Here is a 26,311-nt window from a genome sequence, read left to right as displayed (position 1 = left end):
CCCACTATGCACAATAGTCAACAAAATATTGTAAAGAAATCTATTCCGATTGTATACGAGGACGAGGCGATTTGTATCGTTAATAAGCCTTACGGTATTCCGGTACAGGGCGGTGCGCACATTGCCGTGTGCCTTACCGAGATTTTAAGCAAGCAGCTCAGGACAGAAATATTTCCGGTACACCGGTTGGATAAAGAAACCTCCGGCTTATTGGTAACGGCAAAAAACGCCTCCGCCGCCCGTTCGTGCCGTACCTTGTTTGAGTCGCGGGCGGTCGAAAAGGAATATCTTGCATTATGCTTCGGCAGGTTTGAACATTCTGTAAATAAAAAAACACTGAAACCCATTCCGAAAGAAGGCATTATCGATACGCCGATTATGGAAAACGGCACGCCAAAGCCTGCCTCAAGTGCATACAAACTGCTTGCGGGTACTGACGCATACAGCTTGTTCTCCGTCCGATTGCATACCGGCAGAATGCACCAAATCCGTATTCACCTTGCCGGTATCGGCTGCCCGATTATTGGCGACGACAAGCACGGAAACTTTGCATTAAATAAACAGCTTTGGAAAACCGCCCGCGTTAAAAAGCTCCAGCTCTGCGCATACCGCCTCCGATTTCCCATCGGCGGCACGCTTCGCCTCTTTACCGTGCCGGTACCCGAACATATACAGGCGGCGATTGATATGCTGATGCCGGAAACTATATGCGGCCTTTCTTGACAGGTGCATAAGCGCAGGGTATAGTTTTAGCGCTATGCACTATAAAGTTTTATTCAGAATAGAAAAGCTTCAGTTGATCGCTAAATTGCAAAGTAAATTAGTCAATTACCGAAATTATTGCAAAGAAACCGGTGATACGGCGGAAATTGAAATCGTGTTTGCCGGAGACGTTGTACAATATTTTAAGGATCTTGAAAATGATTTTACGGACTGCGGTTGCGACATAGCCCTGTGCCATAATGCCTTAGCGGGGCAGGGGATGGACGACATACAGTATAAAAATATCAGAACCGTACGTGCCGGAATCGGAGAAATCATCAAACGGAAAGCAGAAGGCTTTATCGAGTATACGATTGAGTAAAAAGAGGAAGAGGGGCGGTACCCTCTTTAAAAGAGTACACCTCTAAAAGCCTCAATTCTGTACATTATTCTGTGTACTTTCGCTCCTCGTTTTTGCTCTCTGCTGCGAGGTCTAGCAGCGCCTGCCGCTCTTTTGCGGTAAGGTCACGGAATTCTCCTGCTTTCAGGGTGCCCAGCTCGAGGTTCCCGATGCGAACCCGCACCAGCCGCTTTATCGTGCAATTGAAGGAATCCAGCACGCGGCGGATTTCTCTAATTTTCCCTTCGACAAGTACAATTCGCAGCTTACGGCGGTTAATGGCAGCGGCTGAACGGCATTTGTAAAAAATGCCGTCAACGCGGATACCGCGTTCAAAGCGGGTGAGCAGCTCCGGCGGAAAGTCCTGCGTAGTTTCGATGACATATTCCTTTTCGATCTGCGCCGACGGGTGTTCTATCTTTGCGGCAAAATCCCCGTCGTTGGTAAAGAGGATTGCCCCGCTCGAAAACATATCGAGCCTGCCGATGTTATAGAGCCGCTCGCTGTAGGTCTCTTTTAAAAGATCTGCGGCAGTGGGGCGTCCCTTCTCGTCGGAGAGCGTGCAGACAAAGCCCGCCGGTTTGTTCAATAGTACGTAGCATTTGCGCGCTTCGGGATGCACCGGCTTCCCGTCAAGGAGTACCGTATCACCCGTGCGAACCTTACTGCCCATGTCGATAACAAGCGTTCCGTTTACGGAAACACGCCCCTCCGCGATAATCTTTTCGCAAGCACGCCGCGAAGCAACTCCCGCATGGGCAAGATACACTTGCAGCCTCATCTCCTGCTTGCTGCTGTTTTCGTTATCTTCGGGAGCTGTACCGTTGTTGAAATATTCGGTTCGCTTGCCGTTGTTTTCGTTACCTTCATTATGGGTGCCGTTATCGAAAGATTTTATCCGTTTGCTGTCGAAAGCTCGGGGCGATTTGGAAAAATGATTGTTATCGCGCAAGTTCGAACCGCTCCTGCTCCGTTTCATCCATCTTGGGTAAGTCCGCGATGCTGTTGAGACCGAATACTTTTAAAAATTCCTTGGTCGTGCCGAATTGCACCGGCTTTCCGGGAATGTCTTTTTTCCCCACTTCTTTAATCAGCTCTTTTTCTACCAAAAGCCTAATCATCGTGTCGGCGGAAACTCCGCGGATTGCCTCGATTTCGGCACGGGTTATCGGCTGAGAATAGGCAATAATCGACAGCGTTTCCATTGCAGCGCGCGAAAGCCGGTTCTCATTCTTTTTACCGTAGCGGTCTTTCAGCGCATCCCAAAATTCTTTTTTAGGCGTGATAATCCAGCCGCCCATCATCTGTGTAATTTCGATACCGCTCGAACCTTCCGAATATGAATCTTTCAGATTTTTAATACATTCTTTTACGACATCGACCGATAAGCCTGCAATTTTACTGATTGCAGCGTCGTCAAGCGGCTCTCCTTCCAAATAGAGGATTGCCTCTACGAGGGCTGTTTCTTTTTCCATTTTATACTCCGTCATCATTGCGGGCAGCTTCCCACGGGCGTATTTTTATATCGCCGAACATTCTATTTTGCCAAATGCTTGCCATCCTGAATTTGACCGCCTCAAGCAGCGCCATAAAAGCGCAAATAACATCCAGCAGATTTCCCTTCCGTACAATCAAATCGGTAAAGAGGCATTCGCCCTTTTCTTCCAAAAATTCGTTCATCAGCGTCAGCTTTTCATTTACCGACACTTCTTCGTACAGGTCAAGAATTTGTTCCGAGTTATAATTGGACATCAATTTTGAGAACGTCCGTAAAAGCTCCCACGTATCAACCCGCTCCCACAGGTTCTCTTCGGTAAAGGGAAGCGCGTGCTGTATTTTCTTGCGCTCAAAAAACCATTCGGCTTCGCTTTCTTTTTCTTCCATTAAAACCGACAGTTTTTTAAATTTTTGATACTCAATCAGCTTGTTGACCAATTCCGTACGCGGGTCTTCGATATCCTCATCGTCCGAATCGATCTCGACGGGAAGGAGCATCTTGCTTTTAATGTAGACAAGGTGCGCCGCCAGTTCATAAAACTCGGTTAAGCTATCCAGATTGAGGCTTACCGCGTAATCGAGATATTCAAGGTACTGTTCGGTTATATCGCTGATGGGAATATCGTAGATATTGATCTCATTTTTCTTAATTAAAAAGAGCAAAAGGTCGAGCGTCCCTTCAAAATCATTGACTTTAAACGCAGTCAGCGCTTCGGCGTTCTGTTCTTCGTGCTTTTCATCTTCGGCAGTTATCATGGGCGGTATTATATCGAAGAATAGAACTTTTGAAAATATACGGCGCATCTACATCGTCTCTTTTCAAAAGCGCTGGGGATACGGCGCATCTACCACATCAGAGACTTTTTCGTACGCCTTGATCGGGTAGGGCAGCGAGTACGGCGGCAAGCGGTTGTTGCGTAACGGGATCACTGTAGTCAGGATACAGTTCCAACAAGGGGGATGAGTGCGAATGCTCGCTGGTATACCGCGGGGTGCGGGATGATAAGCGGAGGATTATCGAGCTTAACAATTTGACTTCCGAAAAAGAGAATATCGATGTCGAGTGTGCGGGGGCCTTTGGGAATCTCGGCTTCACGGTTTCTGCCGTAATCCGCTTCAATCTGCTGGAGTGTTTTAAGCAGTGATGCGGGACTTCCTGCATAGTTTCCCGATACAACCATGTTGTAAAAATCATCCTGATCGAGGTAATCCTGCGGTTTTGTAATATAGACGGAGGAGGTTCGAATATCGCTCAAAAATGATGCGAACCGTTTAATTGCCTCTGCGAGGATCGCTTTTGAATCTCCGCGGTTGGAGCCAAGTCCCAATATAATTGTTTCCATAACTAAATTTTCGGCCTCTTTACAAAGGAATAGTATACTTTTATAGTAGTGATACTATTTTACATTGTCATCATTTATAACAAAGGAGTTACTATGAGCAAATTTTTGGCGGATGCCTCTTTTTGGGAGCTTTTTCCTCAAGCGCAGCTCGGTGTAGTGCTGCTAAAGGGGATAGATAATAGCGGCGAAAGCGTCCGCGATATAAAGGTATTACTTTCGCGGAGTAATGCCGATGCGGAAAAATTTTTGGTAAAAAATGTGTTCAGCGAAAACCCCGTTATCGCTATCTGGCGGGATGCGTATCGGAAGTTTAAGACGAAGAAAGGCGTCCGATGCAGTATCGAGGCGCTGCTCAAGCGGGTGGAAAAACAGAATCCCGTTTCGTATATCAATCCGCTGGTAGATATTTACAATGCCGCATCATTGCAATTCGGCTTACCGTGCGGTGCGGAAGACAGCGATGCCTTTGACGGCGATTTAATCCTCGGTGTTACAAAGGGCGGCGACGATTTTTTTGCGCTCGGCGATGAAGAGCATAGCCAAACCCTGGAAGGGGAGTTGTGCTATCGCGATAATAAAGGCGCCGTCTGCCGCTGTTTTAATTGGCGTGATGGGCAGCGCACGATGATTACGGAAAATACGAAAAATGCGTTTATCATCATGGAAAATCTCGATCCTGCCCGCTTGGAAGACTTAAAAGCTGCATTGGCGCTTATCGGCGAATATGCTCAAAAGTACCTTGGAGCCTCGGTTACAACTGAAATTTTGACGCAAGCGAATCCTTCTATAGAGTTGTAAATAGTATAAAGCTGAGGATCTTGGACGTTTGGATATCGTATCCTTAGGTTTGCAAGCCCTCAGCTTTTTTATTCGCGCGGATGCGTAAAAGAAACAAGACTCCGGTTATATTCCCGCTCCTAAATCGGCAATTGTTGTTTTGTTAAGCGAATCTGCCATCGCTTGTTGCGCCTCTTGCAATGCAGCATCGAGCACGCGGTGAATCTTGCTTCCGACAGGGCATTGCGGATTTGGATTCGGATGGAAATTGAAAACCTCCCGTTCCTCTGCTCCCTCATTGATTGCGTTGTATACATCCAGCAGCGTGATTGTATCAGTCTTCCGTGCCAAGTGTGAACCGCCGATCCCTGCTGCAGTTTTTACCAATCCCGCCTTTTGCAGCTGCAGCAAAATTTTTCTTATGATAACAGCATTGACACCCGTGCTTGCAGAAATAAAATCCGAAGTAACGCGCATATCCTTTTCAAAATACTGAATGCACAAAAGCGTATGAACCGCTGCTGTAAAACGAACACTGATTTTCATATTTCACCTTTTTTTATAGTAGTTCTTGCAAAACCCCGCCAATGTCATCATTGATACAGAGCGACCGTTTTTCTATTTCGTACGGTGCAAACGCTTCCCCAAAATTTATACAAACATACTGCGCATTCGGATTTTTTGCTGTCATCTGCCAAAACGGATACTTTATAATTCCGGGAGTGTTTCTTCCAACACCCAGCTCAAGAAACAACACCTTCCCCGTTCCTTCTTGTTGACTGGAACGGCTTGTTATATTCCGGCTTTGTAAAAATGTTTCATATTGATTGGCTGCCTTAGACCAGCCCTCATCTGTAACAAAAGTGTCATCTGCCCGAAGGTTCATACTCATCGGTTTTCCGCAAACAGGACAATGCGGTACAAGTTCTGACGGGATTTTCATCTCGTCGCGGAATTCCCACATTGCGCGGATTTGTTTTTCGTTGTCATAGGTTTTTTGATGACACGGTTCACTGCATTGAAACAGCCCGTAGTCGCCCTGCGTATAAAACAGCCGCTCCTTGTCAAAACCCGCTTTTTGGAAGCAATGGTCTACGTTTGTCGTAAGCACAAAATAATCTTTGTTCCGCACAAGCGAAAGTATGTTGTTATAAACCGGTTTGGGCGGATCCATATAACGGTTTATCATAATATAGCGGCTCCAGTATGCCCAACGCTCTTCAAGCGAGGCAAAAGGAGCAAATCCGCCCGAATACATATCCTGAAAACCGTATTTGACCGCAAAATCGGAAAAATATTTTTCAAACCGCTCACCGGAATAGGTGAAGCCTGCCGAAGTGGAAAGACCGCTCCCTGCACCGATGACAACGGTTTCCGCTTCGGAAATAATCTGTTTTAATTGCTCAATAGCTTCTCTCATATAAAATCCTCCGGTAAATCCCTTCGTCTTGCACATGCAAAAACGTTTCACGTGCAGGAATAGCATGACGCCCATTCACCAGCGAACGGAAAAAAAGTTGGTTGTTCTTATGAATTTACATCTATGACTATACAGCGGCTTGATTGTAATGTCAATAGAACTTCTGAATTTTTTTATCCGGCTACCACCGTTTAGTCTCTCTGTTGGGGCGATCGGTGTTTTTTTATCGTTTTCCCTCTTTACTAAATAATAATATATCGTTATAATACTATCTATAAAATAAAAGAGTGTTGAACTATCCGTTTAAACATAGGTAAAACGGCAGCACATAACACCTCTTTTAATGAATAGGAGTATAAATTATGAAGTACGCAACATTCAGTATCCCCCCGAAAATTGTACACGGGGTTGGAGCCTTGGAATTCCTTTCTACCTTGGAAGGAAAGAAAGCCGCTATTGTTACCGGTGGAAGCTCGATGAAAAAATTCGGCTTCGTCGATGAAGCGAAGGGCTATCTGGAAAAAGCAGGTATGCAAGTGCTGGTTATCGACGGTGTAGAACCCGATCCTTCCGTTAAAACCTGTAAAGAAGGCGGCGCAAAGATGGCAGCCTTTAATCCAGACTGGATTATCGCATTGGGCGGCGGATCTGCAATGGATGCTGCAAAAATCATGTGGGTGTACTACGAATACCCCGGTTATAACTTTGACGACTTAGCTGCCTTCAAATTCCCGAAGCTGCGGACAAAAGCAAGGCTGGTCGGTGTTCCTTCTACCTCCGGAACCGCTTCCGAAATCACCGCCTTCTCCGTTATTACCGACACGGAAAAGAATATCAAATATCCGCTCGTAAGCCCTGATATTATCCCCGACATTGCAATTGTTGATGATAGAATCCCTGCGAAGATGCCGCCGCTGGTAACGGCTCAGACAGGTATGGACGTTATGACCCATGCTATCGAAGCATACGTGTCTACCGCCCATGACGATTACACCGACCCCTATGCACTTGAAGCAATCCGGCTGGTATTCGACTATCTGGAACGGGCTGTTGCAAACGGGAACGATATGGAAGCACGCGGAAAAATGCACACGGCATCTACGGTTGCCGGTATCGCATTCAGCAACTGCTCACTCGGTATCGTACACTCGATGGCACATAAGATCGGCGGTGAATTCCATCTGACACACGGTGAAGCAAACGCAATTATGCTTCCGTATATTATCAACTACAATAGAAAAGAAACCGACCGCTACAGCAAGCTGGAAGGCGCTTTGGGTATCGACGATATTGCAAAGGCTGTCTCTGCCTTGAACCGGAAAGTCGGCATTACCCGCACCATTCAGGAAGGCAAGAATACCGTTATTGCAGAAGATAAATTCCTCAAGGTGTTGGATTTGATGAGCGAAAGAGCCTTTAACGATGCTTGTACGCTGACCAATCCGCGCAAAACCTCTCCCGCCGATATTAAGAAGATTTACCTTGCAGCCTATTACGGCAAGGAAATTGATTTTTAAAAATATAAACATTTCAGGAGAAGAGCAATCGCATCAGATAGATAAATAAAAATCGCAGAATAAGTGAGGTTGGGCAAGCATTTGAGACGCAACGCGGCGAAATTCTGCTTGAACGACCTCACTTATTCTGCGGGGCTGTTAAAAATAGTCTGATGCGATTGCTCTGATGGTTAGTAGCCCAAGGCCTCCCTCTCCGCTTCCAGTTCACGTAGGCGGGCTTCCAATTCAGCTTCTTTTTCGCGTTTACACAAGGGACATTCAAAATGCTCTCCGTCGATGTACCCGTGCGTGGGGCAGATGGAGAAGGTCGGCGATATGGAAAAATACGGGATACGGTAATGGGACGCAACCGCTTTAACCAAATCACGGCACGCCTGCCACTCTTTAATCGATTCACCTAAGAAGATATGGAATACCGTACCGCCGGTGTATTTACGCTGCAGCGCTTCCTGATGATCCAAGGCTTCAAACACATCGGCGGTATACGAAACCGGCAGCTGGCTTGAATTGGTATAGTAAGGATCGCGCTCCCCGGAGGTGATAATATCGGGGAACTGCTGCTTGTCATGCCGCGCAAGCCGGTATGAAGTGCTTTCGGCAGGGGTTGCTTCAAGGTTAAAGAGATCGCCCGTTTGTTCCTGAAAATCAGCGAGCCGCTTGCGCATGTGGGTCAGTACTTTTTCGGCAAAGGCCTTACCGGCGTCTCCAACGATAGTTTCACCGAGGAAGTTAAGGCATGATTCGTTCATGCCGCAAATCCCGATTGTAGAAAAGTGGTTGTTCAAGTGCTGGAGATACCGGCGCGTATACGGGAAAAGCCCTCCCTCCAACAGCCGCTGAATCACCTTGCGCTTAATCTGCAAACTGGTTTTGGCAAGTTCCATCAGATAGTCGAGGCGGTCAAAGTATTCTTTTTCCGTACGCGCAAGGTAGCCGATTTGCGGCATATTGATGGTAACCACGCCGATGGAGCCGGTAAATTCATCGGAGCCGAAAAGACCGCCGCCTCGTTTCCGCAGCTCTCGCTTATCCAGCTGTAAACGGCAGCACATGGAGCGGACATCGCTCGGGTTAAGATCCGAATTGATAAAATTCTGAAAATACGGAGTCCCGTATTTTGCCGTCATCTCAAAAAGGAGGGCGGCGTTCGGGCTATCCCACTTAAAATCTTCGGTAATATTGTAGGTCGGAATAGGATACTGAAAGCCGCGCCCTGCCGCATCGCCTTCAAGCATCAGCTCGATAAAGAGCTTATTGATCATATCCATTTCCGCTTGGCAATCGCCATAGGTAAAATCGGTTTCCTTTCCGCCGACTACTGCTTTTTTATCGGCAAGATCTTTGGGGCATGTCCAGTCGAGCGTGATATTGGTAAACGGTGCTTGGCTCCCCCAACGGCTCGGCGTGTTAACCCCGTAGATAAAGCTTTGCAGGCATTGCTTTACACTCTTTTCGTCCATCTTATCAGCTTTGACAAAGGGTGCGAGGTAGGTGTCGAAAGAACTGAATGCCTGCGCCCCCGCCCACTCATTTTGCATAATGCCGAGAAAGTTTACGATTTGCTGAATGAGGGTGGAAAGATGGCGCGCAGGCTTCGACGTAATCTTGTCGGGAACACCGCCTAAACCCTCTTGGATAAGCTGCCGGAGCGACCATCCCGCGCAATAGCCCGAAAACATCGAAAGATCATGGATATGGAAAGCGGCTGTCTGATGCGCTTCGGCGATTGCCGGTGTGTAGATATTTTTAAGCCAGTAGTTTGCCGTTATCGTGCCGGAGTTATGTAAGATAAGACCGCCGAGCGAAAAGTTGACATTGGCATTCTCGTTCACCCGCCAATCGCTTTTACTCAAGTAGCCATTCATCGTTTTGTCGATATCGATCATCAGCCGCTCCGCATCGCGGACAGCTTCCCGTTTTGCACGGTAGAGGATGAAAGCCTTTGCGATTTTTGCTTCATTGCGTTCGATCAAAACATTTTCGATAATATCCTGAATTTCCTCGATTGCGGGAATAGAATGAGCATGGCGCGAAGCCATCAACTCTGTCAGTTTCTCTTCCACCGCAGCCGTCAGCGAATCGGCTTTTTCTTCATCCGCCGAACCGGTAACCGCCTCGATTGCTTTTTGAATCGCTATCTTTATTTTATTCCGATTAAAGATTTCAATATCACCCGACCGTTTTACTACCGACCGCAATACCGGCTTTGTTTCTATCGTTGTGTCTCCTAAAAAGGCCGTCCATTCAGGAAATACCGCTTGATCCATGTTTTTCTTCCTCCCCATATTTGACATGTGAGCATCTCTAAAAATCTCAGTTTTTTAAAGATGCTCATGTATTTTTTTCACCTCATTGATAAATTCATCAAGGTCATTAAATTTCTTATATACCGATGCGAACCGGATATATGCCACTTTATCTACGGTGTATAAACGAGCAAGTACCATTTCGCCCAGTTCCGTGCTCTTGATTTCTTTCGCGCTCTTACTATTCATAACCGCCGCATCTTCAATATCGCTGACGATGTTTTCAATTTCGTTCATCGAAACGGGACGTTTTTCCAGCGAACGTTCGATGCCGCGTTCCAATTTCGCGCGGTCAAAGGGTTCCCTCCGTCCGTTTCGTTTAACCACCATCAGCGGTTTTTCTTCTATCCGCTCATAGCTGGTAAAGCGGTACCCGCAGCTGAGGCATTCTCGTCTCCGCCTGATACAATCGCCTTGCCCGAGCGTTCGGGACTCTACCACTTTGTCGTCAACACTTCCGCAATACGGACAGCGCATATTCTCTCCCTTTTTTAATTGTTTTTTTTAATCGGCGAAAAACGCCGAGAGTGTTTTCCACTGTCGTTCGAGCGCTTTGTTGCGTGCCGGAAAAATGGCGACGGTTTTTTTTTTTTCTCCGGTACGTAAACACAGCATACATTTTATAAACTCTGTTTTAAACAGACCTTTGACAAAGCGCTCAGTTTCGACTTTTTCGATGTCTGAGAAGGAATACTGCTTGCGCAGAGCAAGAAAAACAAGGCCCACCCGATACTCTATGGTCTTTTTTCGTGCAGTTAAAGCGCCACCGATCTACGTAGCATAGCACAAACAATGCAAAACAGCTCAGTATGATTCCCAAAATCGGCAGCTGGCGCCGTTCACTATACATAAGGGCTGAGGCCGCAACAATGCACAGCAACATAACGGCGTACCCTGTCCGCGTACCGAATGGAAGGAGTGAAAAGGTAAAATTATCGTTTTGTTTTTTTGTAGGCAACAGGGGCTTATCCACGGTTCTTCTTCCGATTGTACCGAGCTAAAAGAGCGATACCGATAAATCCGCCTGCAATCATCATAAAGCAAAAGACTTGTCCGGTAGAAATATTTTTGAACGAGCTAAAAAGATAGATATTTGCCTCGTCCGCAGCAGCAGCAATCCGGAAGCCCAGCTCATAATCGGGCTGGCGGAAGTATTCGATGAAAAAACGAACAACCCCGTAACCGATGGTGTAGAAGCAAAATAAAAAGCCGTTAAACGGTTTTTTATTGCGTACCAGCCATACCGCAATCCAGAGGAGTACTCCTTCAAAAAGTGCCTCATACAGCTGGCTCGGGTGGCGGGGTAGGTTGACATACTGCGCGCCTTCCTGTATGGCGACTCCTGCTTTTGCTGCAAACTCCCGTACCCATGCTTCTTTAACCGGGAAGCAGTCGTGGAGCGGTACCGACGGAAAGAGCATACCGATGGGGCTTGTCGTAATACGCCCGTAGAGTTCGCCGTTGAAAAAGTTTCCGAGCCTTCCGAAGGTGTAGCCAAGCGGTATTCCCGCTGCTGCGGTATCCGCCCATGCAAAAAAGTCCTGCTTATGCCGCTTTGTCCACAGAAAGGCGCCTAAGAAGCAGCCGATAAAACCTCCGTGATACGACATCCCTTGCAGCCCCGTCCATTCTCTTGTTTTGGAAAACGGCCAAAAGATCAACCACGGCTTTTGCCAATAAAGCCATTCCGGCTCATATACCAGCGTTGCAAAAATGCGGGCACCGAGCATCAGTCCGAAAAGCGACCAGGTAAAAAAGTCAATAATATCTTCATTCGTGATAGGCTTTTCGCTTTTTGCATACCGTTGTAATTCGCCTTTATTAACCTGTACCTTAAACAGTACGAATGCGATTGTAAAGGCAACGAGGTACATAAACCCGTACCATCGTAAAAAGGGAAAGCCCGGAATAATCTCCGGTTGTATCCACGACGGATATTGAATAGCACAAATCATAAAAATACCTCTTATTCCGCCGTAAACTCGATTTTATCTTCAATTTGCTTACAGACTATCCTGCCCTGTTTTGAATCGAAAGTGAATATGACATGAGAAGCCGGTTCGCGTACTTCATAATATCTGCCGTGACTTTCCAAAATAACGCCGGGGTACACGGTGCCGGTTACCTTTATTTCCGAAGAAATATGCGATTCAAAATTTTCTTTCAGCTTAAAAATCTTTATGCCGAGAGATGTGTTTGATTTAAGTAAGATGACTTTTTGTTCCCGCAGTTCTTGGATACGGTCGGCAGGGGTTTCCGAGTCGTTTAATTCCCCTTCTATGCGGGCAAGCTCCAACAGGTTGTCCTGTGTCTGTTTTTCGTATACCTCTATCTTATCTTTTATCAGGTAGTCTTGTCCAAATGAAATAATCGTACGGACGGTTTTGTAATCCCCTAAATTTCGCACATTGATACCATGAGCCGCATGAGCATTTCCGCCGATAAAACTACCGGGCTCTCCGGTCATAATCAGCTGACCGTTTGTTTTAACGACACAGCGGAAACTGTACTCATTGATATAGATATTACCGCCTGCAAATAGCCGTGCCGTTTCGGCAAAATGGAGCGCCATCGTATTCTTTGCCCACACCGTGCCGCGGCTTTCTCCCCGTATGCCGCCGTTCATTAAAAGCGATTCCTTAGTGTACACCAGCGATACGCCTGCATCTCCGTTGACGGTTAAACAGCCGCCCGCTTTTACGCTGCGATCTGCATCAATATCCCCGTTGATAATCACATCACCGGCAAAGATAATATCGCCGGTTTCTTTATTTACATCCGTATCGATAATCTTTGAATTGAGTATTTTGAGCTTTTCACCGGTACGTATCAACTCCCCATGCACAGCCGCTACGAACGAAATTTTTCTTCCTTGTTTAATAACACGGATGGTGTTATCGGTTTGGGGCAGTTTTAACAGTGCTGCCTGATTGATTTCTATAGTGTTTCCGAATACATCGGAGCCCTTTTCGCCGGCTTCCTGAAAGAGTGTTTCCAGGAGGGTTTCTCCCCGTTTTACCGAAACACTGTTTGAATACCCGAAATCAACCTTCCAGTCGAATTGGTACGAATGCGGGGCAACCGGCTGTATACCCCTACTGACGGTAAATTTAACCGGTGCGGAAGAAAGTCGTGCTTCGTAAATAGCGTCTTTCAGTATTTTGTCGGTATACCGATCAGGAGGCAGGTTCACTTCGTCCAATGCTTTTTTTAAGCGAGAAAGCGAAAGGCGTGCTCCTGCCCCTCTTCCCGATTCGAGAATGAGAGAGGCTTCCATTTTGTCGTCGCTGATAACAGCTTTGACCGTAGCATCTTTATACGGGATAATACGTAGCTTGAGGCCGTCAGGGCTTTCCGCCGATAAAAGGATTCCATTGCAACCGGCCTTCAATTCGTCATTCGTTTGCGTGATATTCCGTAAATCCAGCACAAAAGGATCGTTGCCCGGTAACCCCGGAATAGTATTCCCGTAAATATCCGCTCCACTTGTCCCGAGTTCCGATTTTGAAAATTCATACAGTAGATCATGTTTTGCGACGATGGAAAGAGATTGTGCTTCGGAAAGCGGGAAATCTTTGTCGTATATCATCTGCGGCTGCTCACGAGCTGTTCCCACTGCATGGAGCAATTTCTTGCGGAGCAGAATATCTTCTGCCTCATCCAATTTCGTAATGTGCGGAATAAGCGACCGGTCTTTTCCTCGTCCGGGTAGTGTGCCTTCTGCAATGACAAGCTCAATTTCCCGATCGGGAGCTTCGATAAAAGCATCTATTTTTTGATCCAGCACTTTAAAATCGATGTTTGCAATCTGGCTGTTATTCAGCATTGTTGTAATCAATTTTTTATCGATATTGTGCGGCTCGTCTTTTGCTTTCCGTATATAGAGCGTTGCTTTTGTTTTGTCCGGATCGATAATGAGCCGCGTATCGAAGGATGGATCAAGCTCGATTTCGAGGGGAAGCGGTACTGTCGTTCCATACACTATTTTATCAAAGTAACGTTCAAACTGTTGTGCATTAATAAGGTTTTCGGTAGACACCCCTTCTTTTTTTGCCTGTTCAACTATTTCCTCATAGGCGGGAAATACGCAGTTTTCTTTATTGTCTACGCCGCTGACGGAAAAATACCACTTTTTAATTTTTTCGTTTTGTTTTATCGTCCACTTCATATTATACCGCTTATATACGATACCCTTGTTCAAGGGCTATTTTTATTTTCCGCTTTAACAAAGCATTTTCTTTCTTTAAAACGGAAATCTCATATTGCTGGCTCTTGAGCATTTCGGCAATATCGTTCATTGACAGTGCTTCACTGCCGATAAGGTCTTCGATATAGCCCATCTTTGAGCGGAAGTCGGTTTCGGCTTCCAATTCGGCAGACTGAAATGTCTCATCGGTATATTCGGCGTAATCCGCCACATTTTGAAAAGTTTCGGTTTCGGACTGTAGAATTTTGTCGGCAATGCGGTAGATTGCCTGAGAAATCATAGCTTGCGGTTTGTATAGGATGACAGGTAAACGTGATGCAAGCGCCGTATCCTGTATTGTATCCCGGTAAATAACACCGAGGTGTTCAAGATTGATGTTGAGGTATTCCTGACATGACCGGCGGATCTTTAAGGCTTTGTCGGCATCTTTCGGATCGTCGAGCATATTCATAATAAGCCGGGGCTTAAATTTATGCAGATTGGACAAAAAAAGCTCGGTGTTTTTAGGATCGATTTTTTCGAGTTCGGTAATGATGCGAGGAATGTACATTCGCTGCATGGACGAGGAATCGGATTTGAGCTTTTCAAGGTATTTAAAACCCGGACTGTTCCGCTTAAAAGCTCCGTAAAGCATACGAAATACGACATTTTTTAAGAAAAGATACGCGTTCAGTATCGCGGTAACCGATGGTGCGGTAACGACAATGCCCTGCGGGGAAAGTAAAAAGAAATCCAGAATACCGAGGTGTGTTCCTGCACCGAGGTCAAGAATCAAGTAGTCTGCATCCATTTTAAGCATATTTTTGATTAAGCTGTTTTTATCGGAGGCTTTTAAGGCTGCGAAGCCGGGAATTTCGGAGTCGCCCGGAACAAAACGTACGTTCGGATACCCCGTATTTACAATAATATCTCCGAATGAAGAATTTCCCGACAAAAAAGTACCGATTCCGTGCGCGTTCGATTGCTGCCCAAGAACCAAATGAAGATTCGATGCGCCTAAATCCAGATCGGCAACCAGAACATTTTTTCCTGCCTGTCCGAGGGCAATTGCAAGATTCGCGGAAAGAAGACTTTTTCCGACCCCGCCCTTTCCGCTAGCAATCGGTATTATTTGCATAATACACACTCCCTTTTATAAATGAATAAAACAGCAACACCGTATCGGCTGCAAGGAAAAAAAGCACTCCCTTTGAAAAATCGAGACTGCCGTTGCTCGGTGCCGAGTTAAAGACAATCCCTATTATAGCAAATCCCCGCTGAAAAATATAGAGGAATTCGGCGCAAACAGCAGTTAATTTGAACAATGCGGATGCATAGAGTGCCCAGTGGAAGTCTTTTTCATTTAATGCGAGCATCAGCCATAAAAGTACCGGCATACAGAGCGCCGCAAGTGCACTATATTTAAAGAAGGATATCTTCTGCAGATAGCCGACGGAAAAGGCAGCAATATAAAAAACTTTTATTATTTCGTACACAAAAGCGGCACAATAGGCAGCAACCGTTTTCTTGTTCATTTCTATAGAGTGTATGCGCAAGATTACGTTAGGTCAAGGGCTCGCTATCAGTCAGACAGGGTATCAAAGTCCTTTTGAAAATAGCGCCTTGTATCCAGTAACGTTATTTTCAAAAAGCTTACGGAAAGTCTATTCTAAAACTCATAGTCTCTTTGTTTACTGCATGGAACCGCTATCGTCTGTGGCTGTTCCGATGTGTCTGCCCTTCTGTTGGGAAAAATTCCAGAAAAAATTATTGACACTATGAATGTTTTTCAGTAGTATTGCGTCCGTTAAATAAGTAATCCCTAGGTTACATTCGGGATGGGGCAATTATGGACGGACTATACTATTTTATCGATTTAATGCAGAAGGGCAAAGCCGTAAATTATGTGATTTTGCTGTTATATCTTGTTGTACTCGCAACAGCAGCTGAGCGGCTGGTCTATTATATAAGCACACAATATAAGCGTAAACTTTTTTATAGCATATTAAAAGAATGCAAAGCGGCTTTTTTGCATAAGCAGGTAATTACTCAAGCTGCATTTCAAAAGAAAGGATTGCATAACTCATGTATTGAAAGTGTGGGGCAGGTCTTTTTTGAATATCGTTCCACCCAATCCGGAGCGCTTGCAGAAGCTTTTGAACGAACCGTACAGGGCATTATAGCTGTACAAGAGCGCGGGTTTATTTTGTTTTCCCGTATCGCTGCCGTTGCGCCGCTGCTCGGATTGTTGGGAACCGTTACCGGTTTGATGGCAGCGTTTCAGAAGATTGCCGCTTTAGGAGGCAGCGTAGATATTACGGTTTTATCAGGCGGTATTTGGGAAGCGATGATTACGACTGCAACCGGACTGGTAACTGCAATCTTTTCATTTGCTGTGTATGAATTATTTGATTGGGTAAGTATGCGGAGAGTCCGCGATATGGAACAACTGATCTCCGTATTAAACGGACTTCATACGGCGCAGCAATCTTCCGATGTTCCGGCCGGAGATACGGAGCACTGCAATGAAACGGTTTAAGCCGGAGCGGCGAAAGGCTGAAATTAATATTACATCATTAATAGATGTCGTCTTTATTCTGCTTATCTTTTTTATGATCGGTTCTACTTTTGGAAAACCGGTAATGAAAGTTGCACTGCCGGAAGCTGAATCGGGTGCGCCGGTACGCGAAAAAAATATTGAAATTATTGTGAATAAAGACGGCGATGTGTATATCGGGATGCAGCGTTATGATCTGGCTGAATTGGAAGTGTTTTTAAAAAGGCGGACAGCCGAAAATCCTAATGCCGCGGCGTTTTTATCTTGCGATAAAGACTTAGCTTTTAAACAATTTGTTGCGGTAATGGATGTGCTGAATAAGAGCGGCATACGGAATGCGGCGGTAAAACATGATTATCCGCAAAACTAACGGTATCGTCTCCGTTGCGGTTTTTATGGCAGCCGCTGTCTTGCATTTTGTTATCATAGCCGCAGTATTTTTGCATATTTCGTTTGACGTACCGGCGCCGGGACAAACCCAATTTGTGATGCAAAGTCCTCCGCTGCCTGCTCCCGCAGCACCCGTATCTCAAAAACAGCGTGTGCAAAAGACGGTGAAACGGAAAGAAACTCCGGTATCCGAAACAATACCGGAGCCGCAAAATATCCAAGCTGACCAGTCTGAACAGGCTGTGACGCCCGACTCGGCTGTTGTCGATTCGGGTGCGGAAACACAGGGGGCACAAGAGGACGAAACTTCTGCCGGTATAGCCGGTGGGAATGGTAGTTCTGTCACGGATGCCAAGGCCATTATCCTGCAGCGGATAGCGGCAAAAAAGATATACCCTAAAGCTGCCCGGAAACATAATCAGGAAGGGAGCGTTACATTGAGCGTTCTCGTGTTAGGGTCGGGGCAGCTTGTTAAGGCGGATATTATCAGCCCGTGCCCGTATAAATTTTTAAATGAGGCCGCGTTGGCAAGTGTCCGTGCTGCGGCTCCCTTTCCTTTGGGAGATTCTGCGCCGGAACAAATTGAGCTGACGGTTACGTTAGAGTACCGGCTGGAAGGATAGGGGAGTGGACTTTTAAGTATTATGGAATACACTTGCATAAAAAGTTACCTAATACTTACTTGTAAGCCGTGTAAGGTATTACGCCGCTTATATTTAACGAAATTATCAAGCGTAACGCTTGTCTTTTAAAAATGAAGGAGTGGAATTATGAAACAAAAATTCCGGTTTTTTGGGCGCTTTCAAAGTAAGGCAGGTACAGGAGCAGTTCTTGCTTTGGCCGGTCTTTTGGCGCTTGTGGTGTGCCTTTCGGCATGTGGAACGGGAAACAATCCGAATGGAACCAATCTGAATGGTGCTGATCTGTTTGTACCCGATGAAGGAAAGCTGCCGCCTGCAGCGGAACGGGAGCTTATTTCAGAAGCTGATGTTCTTGGTAACTACCAAGGTTCTACTTTGGTAACAATGGACGGAAAGCAATACGGACCGTATCTCGAAAATATTACAATTAATAAAAAAGTTTCGGGCAATTTGTTCTTTAGATCTCCCAAGATGGTATACGAAGGTATGCCGGTGGATATCGGTTACAAATTTGAAAAAGATAAGAACTTGCCCGATACGGGGCTTATTCTTACGCCTGCGGCTGACGGAAAGTCGTTTTCGTTTACGGGTAAAAAAGGAATAATGATGTTTTATGCTAAAAATGATACTGAGGAATGGGAAGTTCGTTCAAACACTTCTATTAATGGCTTTATCTATAAAAAAGGCGGTACGGTGTATATCAGTTTCAGTGTCGTGTATGATACAGCGGCAATGCATGAACGCTTTCCAACTATGCCGGCCGATCAACATAAGACAATGTCTTCTTCGATGAAAAACGGGCTAAAGCAATAACCGACTTTTGACGGTTTTTGACGATAGTTTCGCCGTACGGCGGAATCAAACTTTTATATTGTTTTGTTCCGGATAACGGGACGGAGCAAGGAGTGTATATGAAACATTTACAAAAATATTTTTGTACAATTTTTCTTTTTCTCAGTATTATTATAGCCGGTTGTAAGACAAATGTCGGAACTTCCGGCAACGATACGGAAACCATCATAACTGCACGGTTTACCGTAACGGATGGTGACGGTAATCCATGTGAGCTTATCCAAAATGATACTGTGCATAGCACAACGGTAAAGACCGATAAGGCCAGATTGACGGTAAACGCTCAACCTTTTGGTGCGGAAGTCTCGATAGACGGTGCCAAAACAAGAACAAAAGATTTCACATTCGCCGCCAATGAGGATAGCAAAACGAGCACGATCGTTATTGCCTATAACGGTAAGACTCAAACCCATACGGTAAAGATTCGGTATAATGCGGGTGCAATAAAAAAGGTTATCGTTACCGATGATGCCAATAAATCCGTACCGGTAACTTTTTCGGCTACTTCCGGTTATCTTGCTAACGTTGGAACAACGAAAGCTAAAGTCGAGGTTGAAACATCCGAATCTGCCGGTCCCGTAACTATTGATGGTGTTAAAACAAATAAGAAGGAAGTGAATTTCGGATCGGGTGAAAAAGTAAAAAAGCTGACGGTGGCGGTTATTCATAACGGTGTAGAAGAAAAGACGACGGTAACTATTACTTATAGCGATCCTTCCCTTACACCACAAGTTCCCGTACTGAAAGGGCTTACCGTAACAAACGCAGACGATGAAAGTCAAAGTTTTGCACTTTCCCCTCTCTTTCAGGCATATAATTCCGCATATACGATTGGGGTTCCGGCAAGCGTCAGCAAAATAAAGGTTGTACCTACAGTAGATACCGGTATTACCGCAACGGTTGATGGCGGAGAAGTACAGGCGTTGCAGGAAGGCAGTAATATAATAAAGATAAAAACAAAGCAAACGGAGAGCCCTACCAATGCTTATGAATATACTATAACTGTAAAAAAAGCCGGTACAGGCGCTTCTTCAAATGCTGCGCTTAAAACATTGGTACTGGAAAGCGGATTGTCCGGAATTAGTAAACCTTGGATAGAAGCTCCCGCAACCTTTGCTAAAGCAACATATACCTATACGTGTAAAATGAATGCGAGCTGCGACCAGTTTTATATTCAGGCAACACCCGATGATGCAAACGCTGTTATGACGGTTACTGCAAACGACAGTGCTCCTCTTATCCTAAAGTCCGGCGAAAACACGAAATTTACGCCGCTCAAGGGTGGGGAGAACCTCTTTGTTATTACCGTTACCGCTGCGGATGCGGTGAGCACGAAGCAATATACCATCAAAGCAATCCGGCCTGAAGGCAGTTTTGTACTGAAAACATTTACGGGCACTGGCTTAAGTGACTTTTATACGGCTCCGTTTAACGAGTATAAAAAATCCGGAGTGTTTGGAACCAAAAACTTTGATGCAACGGTGTCGAAAAGTCTTGCCAGTACAACGATAACCGCAGTACCGGAATTCCCTCTGACAACCAAGATGAAAATTAGAATTAACAAAGATACCGAAAAGGTATTTAATGGTTCGGCAACGGTCGATTTAACAAAGGATATGCCGAGGTCACCGGGGTATGTCCGCGTGCAGATAATCCTTCTGTCAGATGTATTGGTAGTTGACGAATACTCTCCGAATGTCTATACGTTGTGGATAAAAAAAGTAGATACGAACGCCGAAGCGAAAAATTCGCTTACCGATCTTAAAGTTCAGTATTACGGAAACGGTTATAAATTTTATGCAATTCCGTTAAACGAAGCATTTTCACCTGCGAAGACGGATTATACGCTCACTTTGTCGCACGGTATTACAGAAATCAGAGTAACGGCGACACCGGAAAGTAAAAAAGCCTCTATCGACGGTTGGCAGGGAGAATATACGAACGCTTTTTACCCGCCGTTCGATAAAGTAACAATCCCGGTTGTGGCACAAAACGGCGATAGAAAAGAGTATACCATTACAATTAAAACGACCCCTGTCACAACGATAACAATTGACAACATTGTAAAGGATCAAATAATCGATTTGAGTGCTTTGCCCTCGGAAGGTTTAACCGTAACCGGTTCATTTACTAATCCTTCAGATGTCGTTTCTGAGATATGGGTAGGTTCTTCCGGACTGCCTATTCAACAAGAGAAAGGCGGTAAGTGGGTAAAGGCCGTGATAACCGGCTCTACTACGTTTAAAGCAGTCTTACCTAAAGCTGCATTGAGTGATCTTCCTAACGGTCTTCGTGATATAAAGGCAGGTGCTTTTACTATTCAAGGTACTGCCGCTGCTCTGACGCGTGTACCGGTTACTATAACCGGAAATTCAACCCCTACCGCTACGGTTATTGCAACAATCAAATCGAGTTTTACCATACCGGCAAATGCATCGATGAGTATTGTCGCGCTCGATCAAGCATTGTATGGAAAAGGCGAGGATGTGATATTTGCGAGCAATGAACTTCCTGTTCGTGGCATGAGTTTTCCGACAAATATACCGCTATGCGGTATACCGGTCGGACATGAATGCAGGGTAGAGGTATACATACACGAGAAGATACTCGGTAGAGATGTACTCTTGTATTATGGAGTAGAAAAACTTCTTGTACAAGCAGGAGTCCAAAATTCTTGCGAGCTTACCTTAAAGCAGGCTCAATAATCGGTTAAGTAAAAATATAACGCAAAGTCGGCTATAAAACAGCCGATTTTGCGTTATAAGTTGTTAGCTTTTATTTACATATTGCTTTTAACAAGCGAAATGTATGTTTAGGATGGTCAGAGATGACTAAATGTCTAAGAAGTCTGCAGCGGATAGGATTGCGCAGAAATGTTTGGCGTACATGCCTTTTAGCGGGAAGCGCATTACTCGCAATGTCGCTCTTTTTTTCTTGTAACCAGAATGTGCGACCCGGTAGTGGTACAGGCGGTGCAATCGAGAAAACCTATACGGTCAACCATAATTGGGAAAAGGTTGACGGAACCGGTTACGATACCGCACCTCAGACTGGACTGAAAGGTTTGGTTGGCAGTGGAACAAAGGCTGTTGCACAGGAAAAGGAAGGTTTTGAGTTGGATACGGCAAAGCATCCTGCCGGAAAGATAAAGCAAGAGAACATAAAAGCCGACGGTTCCACCGTGGTCAATATTTATTATGCACGGAAGACGATTACGCTTACCTTTGATCCGAACGGTGGAAAGTTCGGATCAAGCGCTGATAATAAAAAGGTACAGGGTAAATACGGTGAAACGGTAACAGAGACTATCACCAAACCGGAAAAAGCCGGTATGAAATTCAGCAGCTGGAAATCCCGCACAGAAGTAAGAGTTGATCCGCCCGCAACATTCCCTGAAGAGGACGTTACCTACACCGCACAGTGGAATTCTTTGGAATCGGCAAACTATACCGTCAGACATTGGAACCAGCCGATCATAGGCGATACCTATACGGATAAGGTAGAAGAATCGCTTTCCGGCATCGCGGATGAAGACACACAAGCGCAAGCAAAAACCTATCAGAATTTCCACCTCAGCAAGGTACGTCACGTGGATGGAAAGATTGTTCAGCAAAAAATAAAGGCTGACGGTTTAACCATTGTAGATATTTATTATGACAGAAATATCTTTACCGCAAAGTTTAACACGGACGGCGGAAATTCCATTTCAGATATTTCCGGCAGGTATGAAGCGGATCTGCTCCCCCCCCCCGCTAAACCGACAAAAGAGGGAAAGGAGTTCGTAAAATGGGAGCCGCCGGTGCCGGCTAGGTTTACTGCAAATACAGAACATAAAGCAATCTGGAAAGATCAGCCGGCACAGCAAGCAACCTACACGGTTGAGCACTGGACGCAGAAAGTCGATCCCGCCACAGGAAAAGTGTGCCCTGCAGATACACATACACAAGGCAACTATGATCTTCGAGATAAGGATACAGGCAAAACCGGTAAAATCGGTGAGCTGACAGCGGCAAATGCAAGAACGGACGCGAAGTACAAGGGCTATGAAACCCCTACGGTTACGCAGGAGACGATAGAGGCGGACGGTTCAACTGTTGTAAAGATTTATTACGTCAGAAAAACTGTTACGCTTACATTCGATGCGAAAGGCGGTAAGATCGGCTCTGAGCCAACAAAAATCTTAACTGGAAAATACGGTGAGAAAATACAAGAAGCTGAGGTCGGCAAACCGGAAAAAGATGATGCCGATTTTGATGCATGGACACCTCTTTTGCCTCAAAAATTCCCCGAAGAAAATGCGGGATATGAAGCAACATGGAAGATTGTAAAAGAGTTGGAAATTAAAGATGGGCTGAGTAAAAAAGAGTATGCAGTCGGTGAAAAGTTTGATGCGGCCGGTCTGAGTGTTTATGTAAAATATACGGAAGCTCCCCAAAGGTTGATTACTAAAGACGAGTACTCAATAAGCGGCTTTGACTCTTCGGCGGAAGGTATCAAAACGATAACCGTTACCTACAAGAAAAAGAGCGCTACCTTTACTGTTACCGTCAAAACGCCGACACCGCCGAGCGAAACCTACGCCTTCGGTGATATTGTCGATAAGGATGGTAAGAAATATAAAGCAAGTGCATTTTCGGCTCCAACCCAGTGGGAAAATTATTATGTAATTATTAAAGTAGAAGATACAAAATATATCGGTGTACGGTATTTTGATAATACTGGTTATGGTGATGTTGAGTTAGGTACATCAATCAGTAATACATATCGAAATCAACCGGATTCTAACCATCGCTACCTTAAAAAAGATGAAGTAGAATCGATTTTCAGTAACAAACAAGGATTTAAGGATTCTATAAAGAAAATAAAGGGTACCGGTATTCCTGCGGACTTTGATAAGCAGAATTGCATATATAAGGGGAAAGATGATTTTGGAGATGATACCTTCTTTAACGGTAATAACATAAAGGTAGTAGGTTTTAACGACAGAGATATACTGCCTATCATAGCGCGGGAATTTAACTAATCAGTTGTTATCTCTTCCAACCAACCCTGTGTAAAAGCGGGGAAACCCCAGCTGATGACTTCCATCGGCTGGGGTTTTTCTTTTTCGGTGAAGTGCAGGCAGCAGCTTCCATACGGAAGTATACTTTTTATGATGCGACAATGGCAGGTTAAGCGGATGTTAGATAATTTATGTATATGCGTACATTTTTATTGTTTCAAATTCTAGAGAGTGATTATTGTTTTCTTCTTCTAAATCATACAGATTCTGAAGATTGAACCAGAATTCTGCCGTCGTTCCAAAGAATTTTGAAAATCTGATAGCGGTATCCGCAGTAATTGAACGCTTTCCGTGAATTATTTCGGAGATTCTTGTTTCAGGAACATTGATTTCTTTTGCCAGGCGATATGCAGAAATATTCATCGCATCTAAAAAATCTTCTTTAAGAATTTCCCCTGGATGAATATTGGGTAATTTTTCATCAGTGATAATCTGTAATTCTAACATTTTCTGCACCTCCATTTTCAAACTTAAAGACAATTCTCCATTGATCATTTATTCTGATTGACTAAAATCCGTCTAAATTCCCCACAAGTTTTTCTAAACGATTACCAGGAGGGATCCTTAAATCTTCTACAACTTTTGCAGCTTCAATTATTCGAAGTTTTCTTCTTGCAACATTCTGAATCGTCATCAGTAACTTTTTACTTTTATTCGTGTGGATACTATCTATCTCTTTGTTTAGCTTTGAGATTTGCTGTTTGCAAATCTCAAAGCTGTTGGAACCGCTTGCGTCCTGTCGGCGACAGTGAAGTTTTAGAGACTCACTATTTTTTACAATGAAAAAGTATATTCTATATCGGTATCGTTTGTAGCGGTAACGGGGTAGGTTTTGTATGTGCCGGCATCGTTAATACCGATTTCATACGCAAACCCTGTCCGTAAGCCGTAAAAACTAACGGTGCCGTTATGCTCATCGGTAAGTCCGACCGCTGCACAAATACCACTCTCTTTTTCGTATAGCCATACTTGCTTTTTTGTTTGGGATATGCCTGCTTTTTTTACGGTTATTTTTACTGCCTTTTCGCTGTATACGCTTCCTTCAGCGGGGATGGTGCCTGTTTTAAGGGCATTTGCTGCGTTTAAGACATTTACTCGTCCATAGCCGTACCATTTAGAAAAGCCGCGTGAATCGTATTGCCCATAGGGTGAACGTCGATCTATTTTATCGGCGGTATTTTCAAGCAGTGCCTTAATTTGGTACGGGCTAAGGTCGGGATTAATCGATAAAAGATAGGTGATTACCCCCGTTACGAACGGTGTTGCCATCGACGTTCCGCTCATCCACCGATAGCTTGTTTTTACATCGGATGAATGATAATTGGACCAGTTTGAGCCGCCGTTCCCGCAGCTGTAAATACTTTCACCGGGAGCGCACACGCTCATCCATGTTCCTCCGTTACTGAATGCTGCCCGCGTGTCATCCATTGCGGTTGCTCCTACGGCTAAAATTCCCTGCAGCGCTGCGGGATATGCGGCGAGCGTTTTCCCGTCATTGCCCATTGCAATAACCGGTAAGATACCGGCGGCCAACGCTTTATTCATCATCTCCACCTCGTAGGGGTGTACGGCATAGCCGCCGAGTGATAGATTAACGGGAACTGTTTTTTGTGTCAGTTTAGGATAAGAGATAACGTTTGACGGCAATCCGGCAAAAACGGCGGAATCGCGTGCACCGGGCTCTTTGCGAAGTTCGGTGATGATTTGGGCCAGGTCGCCGAGGCATGAATATGTTGCATAGCTATCGCCACCCGATGCATCCAGGCCGCGGTATGTGATAAGTTTGGTGTGCGCATGGGCAACGCCGCAAATTCCTTTGCCATTATTTCCGACAGCTGCAATTGTTCCCGAACAATGGGTACCGTGACCGTGATTATCCCAGTTTTCGTGGAGCGGTACCGGCTGGGGGGGCGAGTATTGTACAGAACTTCCCCTGTGTAACGAAGATTTTGCATAAAGGATGATAGAGTGATTTGTCTTATCATAGAAATCTTCGTGTAAGCTGTTTACACCGGTGTCGATAATGGCTGCAAGTACCGGATGAACCGCATCGTGTGCATCATAGCGTTTAAATGCTTCGAGGGCGCCGGTTACGGTGAGCCCCCAGTCGGCAAGATCCGCTTTTGGGTCTTCCGTAAGATTGCCATCCTGTGTGCCGAAATATCCTCTGCCGGTTGTGCCGAGATTCCGGTACGGAGGACGCGCTGTATCATCTGCGACGAGTGCGGGAGCATCGTAGTGATAGTCGGGTTGCGCATAGAGTACGCCATCCATGGCGCGCACTGCGGTACGGAACTGCGCAGCGTCGGATCCGGTTTTTATTAAAAAATATAGGTATCCGTCGTGTAAATCCTGGGCACCGACAACGCTGCCATTTAAGGCAGTAAAAACGTCCTGATTAAACGAGGCCGTGGTTTTAACAATCGAATATCCCTCATGAACCCGCTCATCCGCGTTATGTCGTTCCTGCTGGTTGATAATCCATTCAGAATTAAACGCGGTATTGGCATTCATGGTGCCGCTTTGTGCACCGCCGATTCTGTCGGATTCGGGTGCCGTACCGACAAAGCCCATCGAACATCCCGCAGTCAATATGACAAATACTGCTGCTGAAAAAAACAATATATCAAAACGGTATCTTTGGTGTTTCATTATAAACCT

At 45.3% G+C, this 26,311-nt stretch carries 25 protein-coding genes; 10 read left to right on the top strand and 15 right to left on the bottom strand.

What is annotated here, in order from left to right; translation table 11 throughout:
• Window positions 1-6: 6 nt before the first annotated feature.
• Both GWP43_RS08965 and GWP43_RS08960 read left to right on the top strand, forming a co-directional pair.
• Window positions 7-723 carry an RluA family pseudouridine synthase gene (locus GWP43_RS08965; RefSeq protein ID WP_162663866.1) on the top strand — a complete coding sequence of 239 codons (717 nt, stop codon included), beginning with the start codon at window positions 7-9 and terminating at the stop codon, window positions 721-723.
• 34 nt (window positions 724-757) lie between these two features.
• Entirely contained in the window at window positions 758-1,084 is a 327-nt protein-coding gene (locus GWP43_RS08960; protein WP_162663865.1) for a DsrE family protein, read from the top strand.
• A gap of 64 nt (window positions 1,085-1,148) precedes the next feature.
• Here GWP43_RS08960 and GWP43_RS08955 read toward each other — a convergent pair whose 3' ends face one another.
• The 4 genes from GWP43_RS08955 to folK all read right to left on the bottom strand — a co-directional run bounded on the left by GWP43_RS08955 (window position 1,149) and on the right by folK (window position 3,942).
• Window positions 1,149-1,883, bottom strand: a complete 735-nt coding sequence (locus tag GWP43_RS08955) for a pseudouridine synthase (protein ID WP_162664827.1) — start codon at window positions 1,881-1,883, stop codon at window positions 1,149-1,151.
• Between the two features lie 160 nt (window positions 1,884-2,043).
• A complete protein-coding gene (gene scpB, locus GWP43_RS08950) occupies window positions 2,044-2,577 on the bottom strand; it encodes an SMC-Scp complex subunit ScpB (RefSeq protein ID WP_006189743.1) in 534 nt (177 codons plus the stop codon).
• A 1-nt stretch (window position 2,578) separates the two neighbouring features.
• Window positions 2,579-3,355, bottom strand: coding sequence for a segregation and condensation protein A (locus GWP43_RS08945; RefSeq protein WP_162664826.1), 777 nt, complete (start codon window positions 3,353-3,355; stop codon window positions 2,579-2,581).
• Window positions 3,356-3,534: 179 nt separating this feature from the next.
• Window positions 3,535-3,942: a 2-amino-4-hydroxy-6-hydroxymethyldihydropteridine diphosphokinase gene (gene folK / locus GWP43_RS08940; RefSeq protein WP_230977635.1), complete on the bottom strand. Its 408-nt coding sequence runs from the start codon at window positions 3,940-3,942 to the stop codon at window positions 3,535-3,537.
• 93 nt (window positions 3,943-4,035) lie between these two features.
• On the opposite strand from folK, the gene GWP43_RS08935 reads away from it, so the two are divergent.
• Window positions 4,036-4,740: a B3/B4 domain-containing protein gene (locus GWP43_RS08935; RefSeq protein WP_162663864.1), complete on the top strand. Its 705-nt coding sequence runs from the start codon at window positions 4,036-4,038 to the stop codon at window positions 4,738-4,740.
• 105 nt (window positions 4,741-4,845) lie between these two features.
• Here GWP43_RS08935 and GWP43_RS08930 read toward each other — a convergent pair whose 3' ends face one another.
• Complete coding sequence (locus GWP43_RS08930) at window positions 4,846-5,265, bottom strand: Rrf2 family transcriptional regulator (RefSeq protein ID WP_162663863.1); 420 nt, start codon at window positions 5,263-5,265, stop codon at window positions 4,846-4,848.
• A gap of 13 nt (window positions 5,266-5,278) precedes the next feature.
• A complete protein-coding gene (locus GWP43_RS08925; protein WP_162663862.1) occupies window positions 5,279-6,139 on the bottom strand; it encodes an SIR2 family NAD-dependent protein deacylase in 861 nt (286 codons plus the stop codon).
• A 362-nt stretch (window positions 6,140-6,501) separates the two neighbouring features.
• Between GWP43_RS08925 and GWP43_RS08920 the strand changes: the two genes are divergently transcribed.
• Complete coding sequence (locus GWP43_RS08920; protein ID WP_162663861.1) at window positions 6,502-7,656, top strand: iron-containing alcohol dehydrogenase; 1,155 nt, start codon at window positions 6,502-6,504, stop codon at window positions 7,654-7,656.
• A gap of 170 nt (window positions 7,657-7,826) precedes the next feature.
• Here GWP43_RS08920 and GWP43_RS08915 read toward each other — a convergent pair whose 3' ends face one another.
• From GWP43_RS08915 to GWP43_RS08885, 6 genes are all read right to left on the bottom strand, one after another.
• A complete protein-coding gene (locus tag GWP43_RS08915; RefSeq protein WP_162663860.1) occupies window positions 7,827-9,923 on the bottom strand; it encodes a ribonucleoside triphosphate reductase in 2,097 nt (698 codons plus the stop codon).
• A gap of 54 nt (window positions 9,924-9,977) precedes the next feature.
• Window positions 9,978-10,439, bottom strand: coding sequence for a transcriptional regulator NrdR (gene nrdR / locus GWP43_RS08910; RefSeq protein ID WP_162663859.1), 462 nt, complete (start codon window positions 10,437-10,439; stop codon window positions 9,978-9,980).
• 488 nt (window positions 10,440-10,927) lie between these two features.
• Window positions 10,928-11,917, bottom strand: coding sequence for a prolipoprotein diacylglyceryl transferase (gene lgt, locus GWP43_RS08900; RefSeq protein ID WP_162663858.1), 990 nt, complete (start codon window positions 11,915-11,917; stop codon window positions 10,928-10,930).
• A gap of 11 nt (window positions 11,918-11,928) precedes the next feature.
• The gene (locus GWP43_RS08895) at window positions 11,929-14,130 is read right to left on the bottom strand and encodes a FapA family protein (protein WP_162663857.1); all 2,202 of its coding nucleotides are present in this window, start codon (window positions 14,128-14,130) and stop codon (window positions 11,929-11,931) included.
• Window positions 14,131-14,140: 10 nt separating this feature from the next.
• Window positions 14,141-15,286, bottom strand: coding sequence for a nucleotide-binding protein (locus tag GWP43_RS08890; RefSeq protein WP_162663856.1), 1,146 nt, complete (start codon window positions 15,284-15,286; stop codon window positions 14,141-14,143).
• Entirely contained in the window at window positions 15,264-15,683 is a 420-nt protein-coding gene (locus tag GWP43_RS08885; protein WP_162663855.1) for a hypothetical protein, read from the bottom strand. The genes GWP43_RS08890 and GWP43_RS08885 overlap by 23 nt, the downstream gene beginning before the upstream one ends.
• Before the next feature lie 314 nt (window positions 15,684-15,997).
• Between GWP43_RS08885 and GWP43_RS08880 the strand changes: the two genes are divergently transcribed.
• From GWP43_RS08880 to GWP43_RS08855, 6 genes are all read left to right on the top strand, one after another.
• The gene (locus GWP43_RS08880) at window positions 15,998-16,687 is read left to right on the top strand and encodes a MotA/TolQ/ExbB proton channel family protein (protein ID WP_162663854.1); all 690 of its coding nucleotides are present in this window, start codon (window positions 15,998-16,000) and stop codon (window positions 16,685-16,687) included.
• Window positions 16,674-17,075, top strand: a complete 402-nt coding sequence (locus GWP43_RS08875; RefSeq protein ID WP_162663853.1) for an ExbD/TolR family protein — start codon at window positions 16,674-16,676, stop codon at window positions 17,073-17,075. Before GWP43_RS08880 ends, GWP43_RS08875 begins: the two co-directional genes overlap by 14 nt.
• Window positions 17,056-17,718: a TonB family protein gene (locus GWP43_RS08870; protein WP_162663852.1), complete on the top strand. Its 663-nt coding sequence runs from the start codon at window positions 17,056-17,058 to the stop codon at window positions 17,716-17,718. Before GWP43_RS08875 ends, GWP43_RS08870 begins: the two co-directional genes overlap by 20 nt.
• 147 nt (window positions 17,719-17,865) lie before the next feature.
• A complete protein-coding gene (locus GWP43_RS08865) occupies window positions 17,866-18,549 on the top strand; it encodes a hypothetical protein (RefSeq protein ID WP_016523480.1) in 684 nt (227 codons plus the stop codon).
• A 98-nt stretch (window positions 18,550-18,647) separates the two neighbouring features.
• Entirely contained in the window at window positions 18,648-21,293 is a 2,646-nt protein-coding gene (locus tag GWP43_RS08860) for a cadherin-like beta sandwich domain-containing protein (RefSeq protein ID WP_162663851.1), read from the top strand.
• A 122-nt stretch (window positions 21,294-21,415) separates the two neighbouring features.
• On the top strand, window positions 21,416-23,611 hold the full coding sequence (locus GWP43_RS08855) for a bacterial Ig-like domain-containing protein (RefSeq protein WP_162663850.1): 2,196 nt from the start codon (window positions 21,416-21,418) through the stop codon (window positions 23,609-23,611).
• Window positions 23,612-23,779: 168 nt separating this feature from the next.
• On the opposite strand, the gene GWP43_RS08850 is transcribed toward GWP43_RS08855, so the two are convergent.
• The 3 genes from GWP43_RS08850 to prtP form a co-directional block, all read right to left on the bottom strand.
• Window positions 23,780-24,097 carry a HigA family addiction module antitoxin gene (locus GWP43_RS08850; protein ID WP_162663849.1) on the bottom strand — a complete coding sequence of 106 codons (318 nt, stop codon included), beginning with the start codon at window positions 24,095-24,097 and terminating at the stop codon, window positions 23,780-23,782.
• A gap of 61 nt (window positions 24,098-24,158) precedes the next feature.
• Complete coding sequence (locus GWP43_RS15695) at window positions 24,159-24,284, bottom strand: type II toxin-antitoxin system RelE/ParE family toxin (RefSeq protein ID WP_230977634.1); 126 nt, start codon at window positions 24,282-24,284, stop codon at window positions 24,159-24,161.
• A gap of 140 nt (window positions 24,285-24,424) precedes the next feature.
• Window positions 24,425-26,302 (bottom strand): dentilisin complex serine proteinase subunit PrtP, encoded by a 1,878-nt coding sequence (prtP, locus tag GWP43_RS08840; protein ID WP_230977633.1) that lies wholly within the window; start codon window positions 26,300-26,302, stop codon window positions 24,425-24,427.
• Window positions 26,303-26,311: the final 9 nt, after the last annotated feature.

Source organism: Treponema vincentii (assembly GCF_010365865.1).
GTDB lineage: Bacteria > Spirochaetota > Spirochaetia > Treponematales > Treponemataceae > Treponema.
Note: the sequence above shows the minus strand (reverse complement) of the source record. Positions and strands in the feature narration are given on the sequence as shown.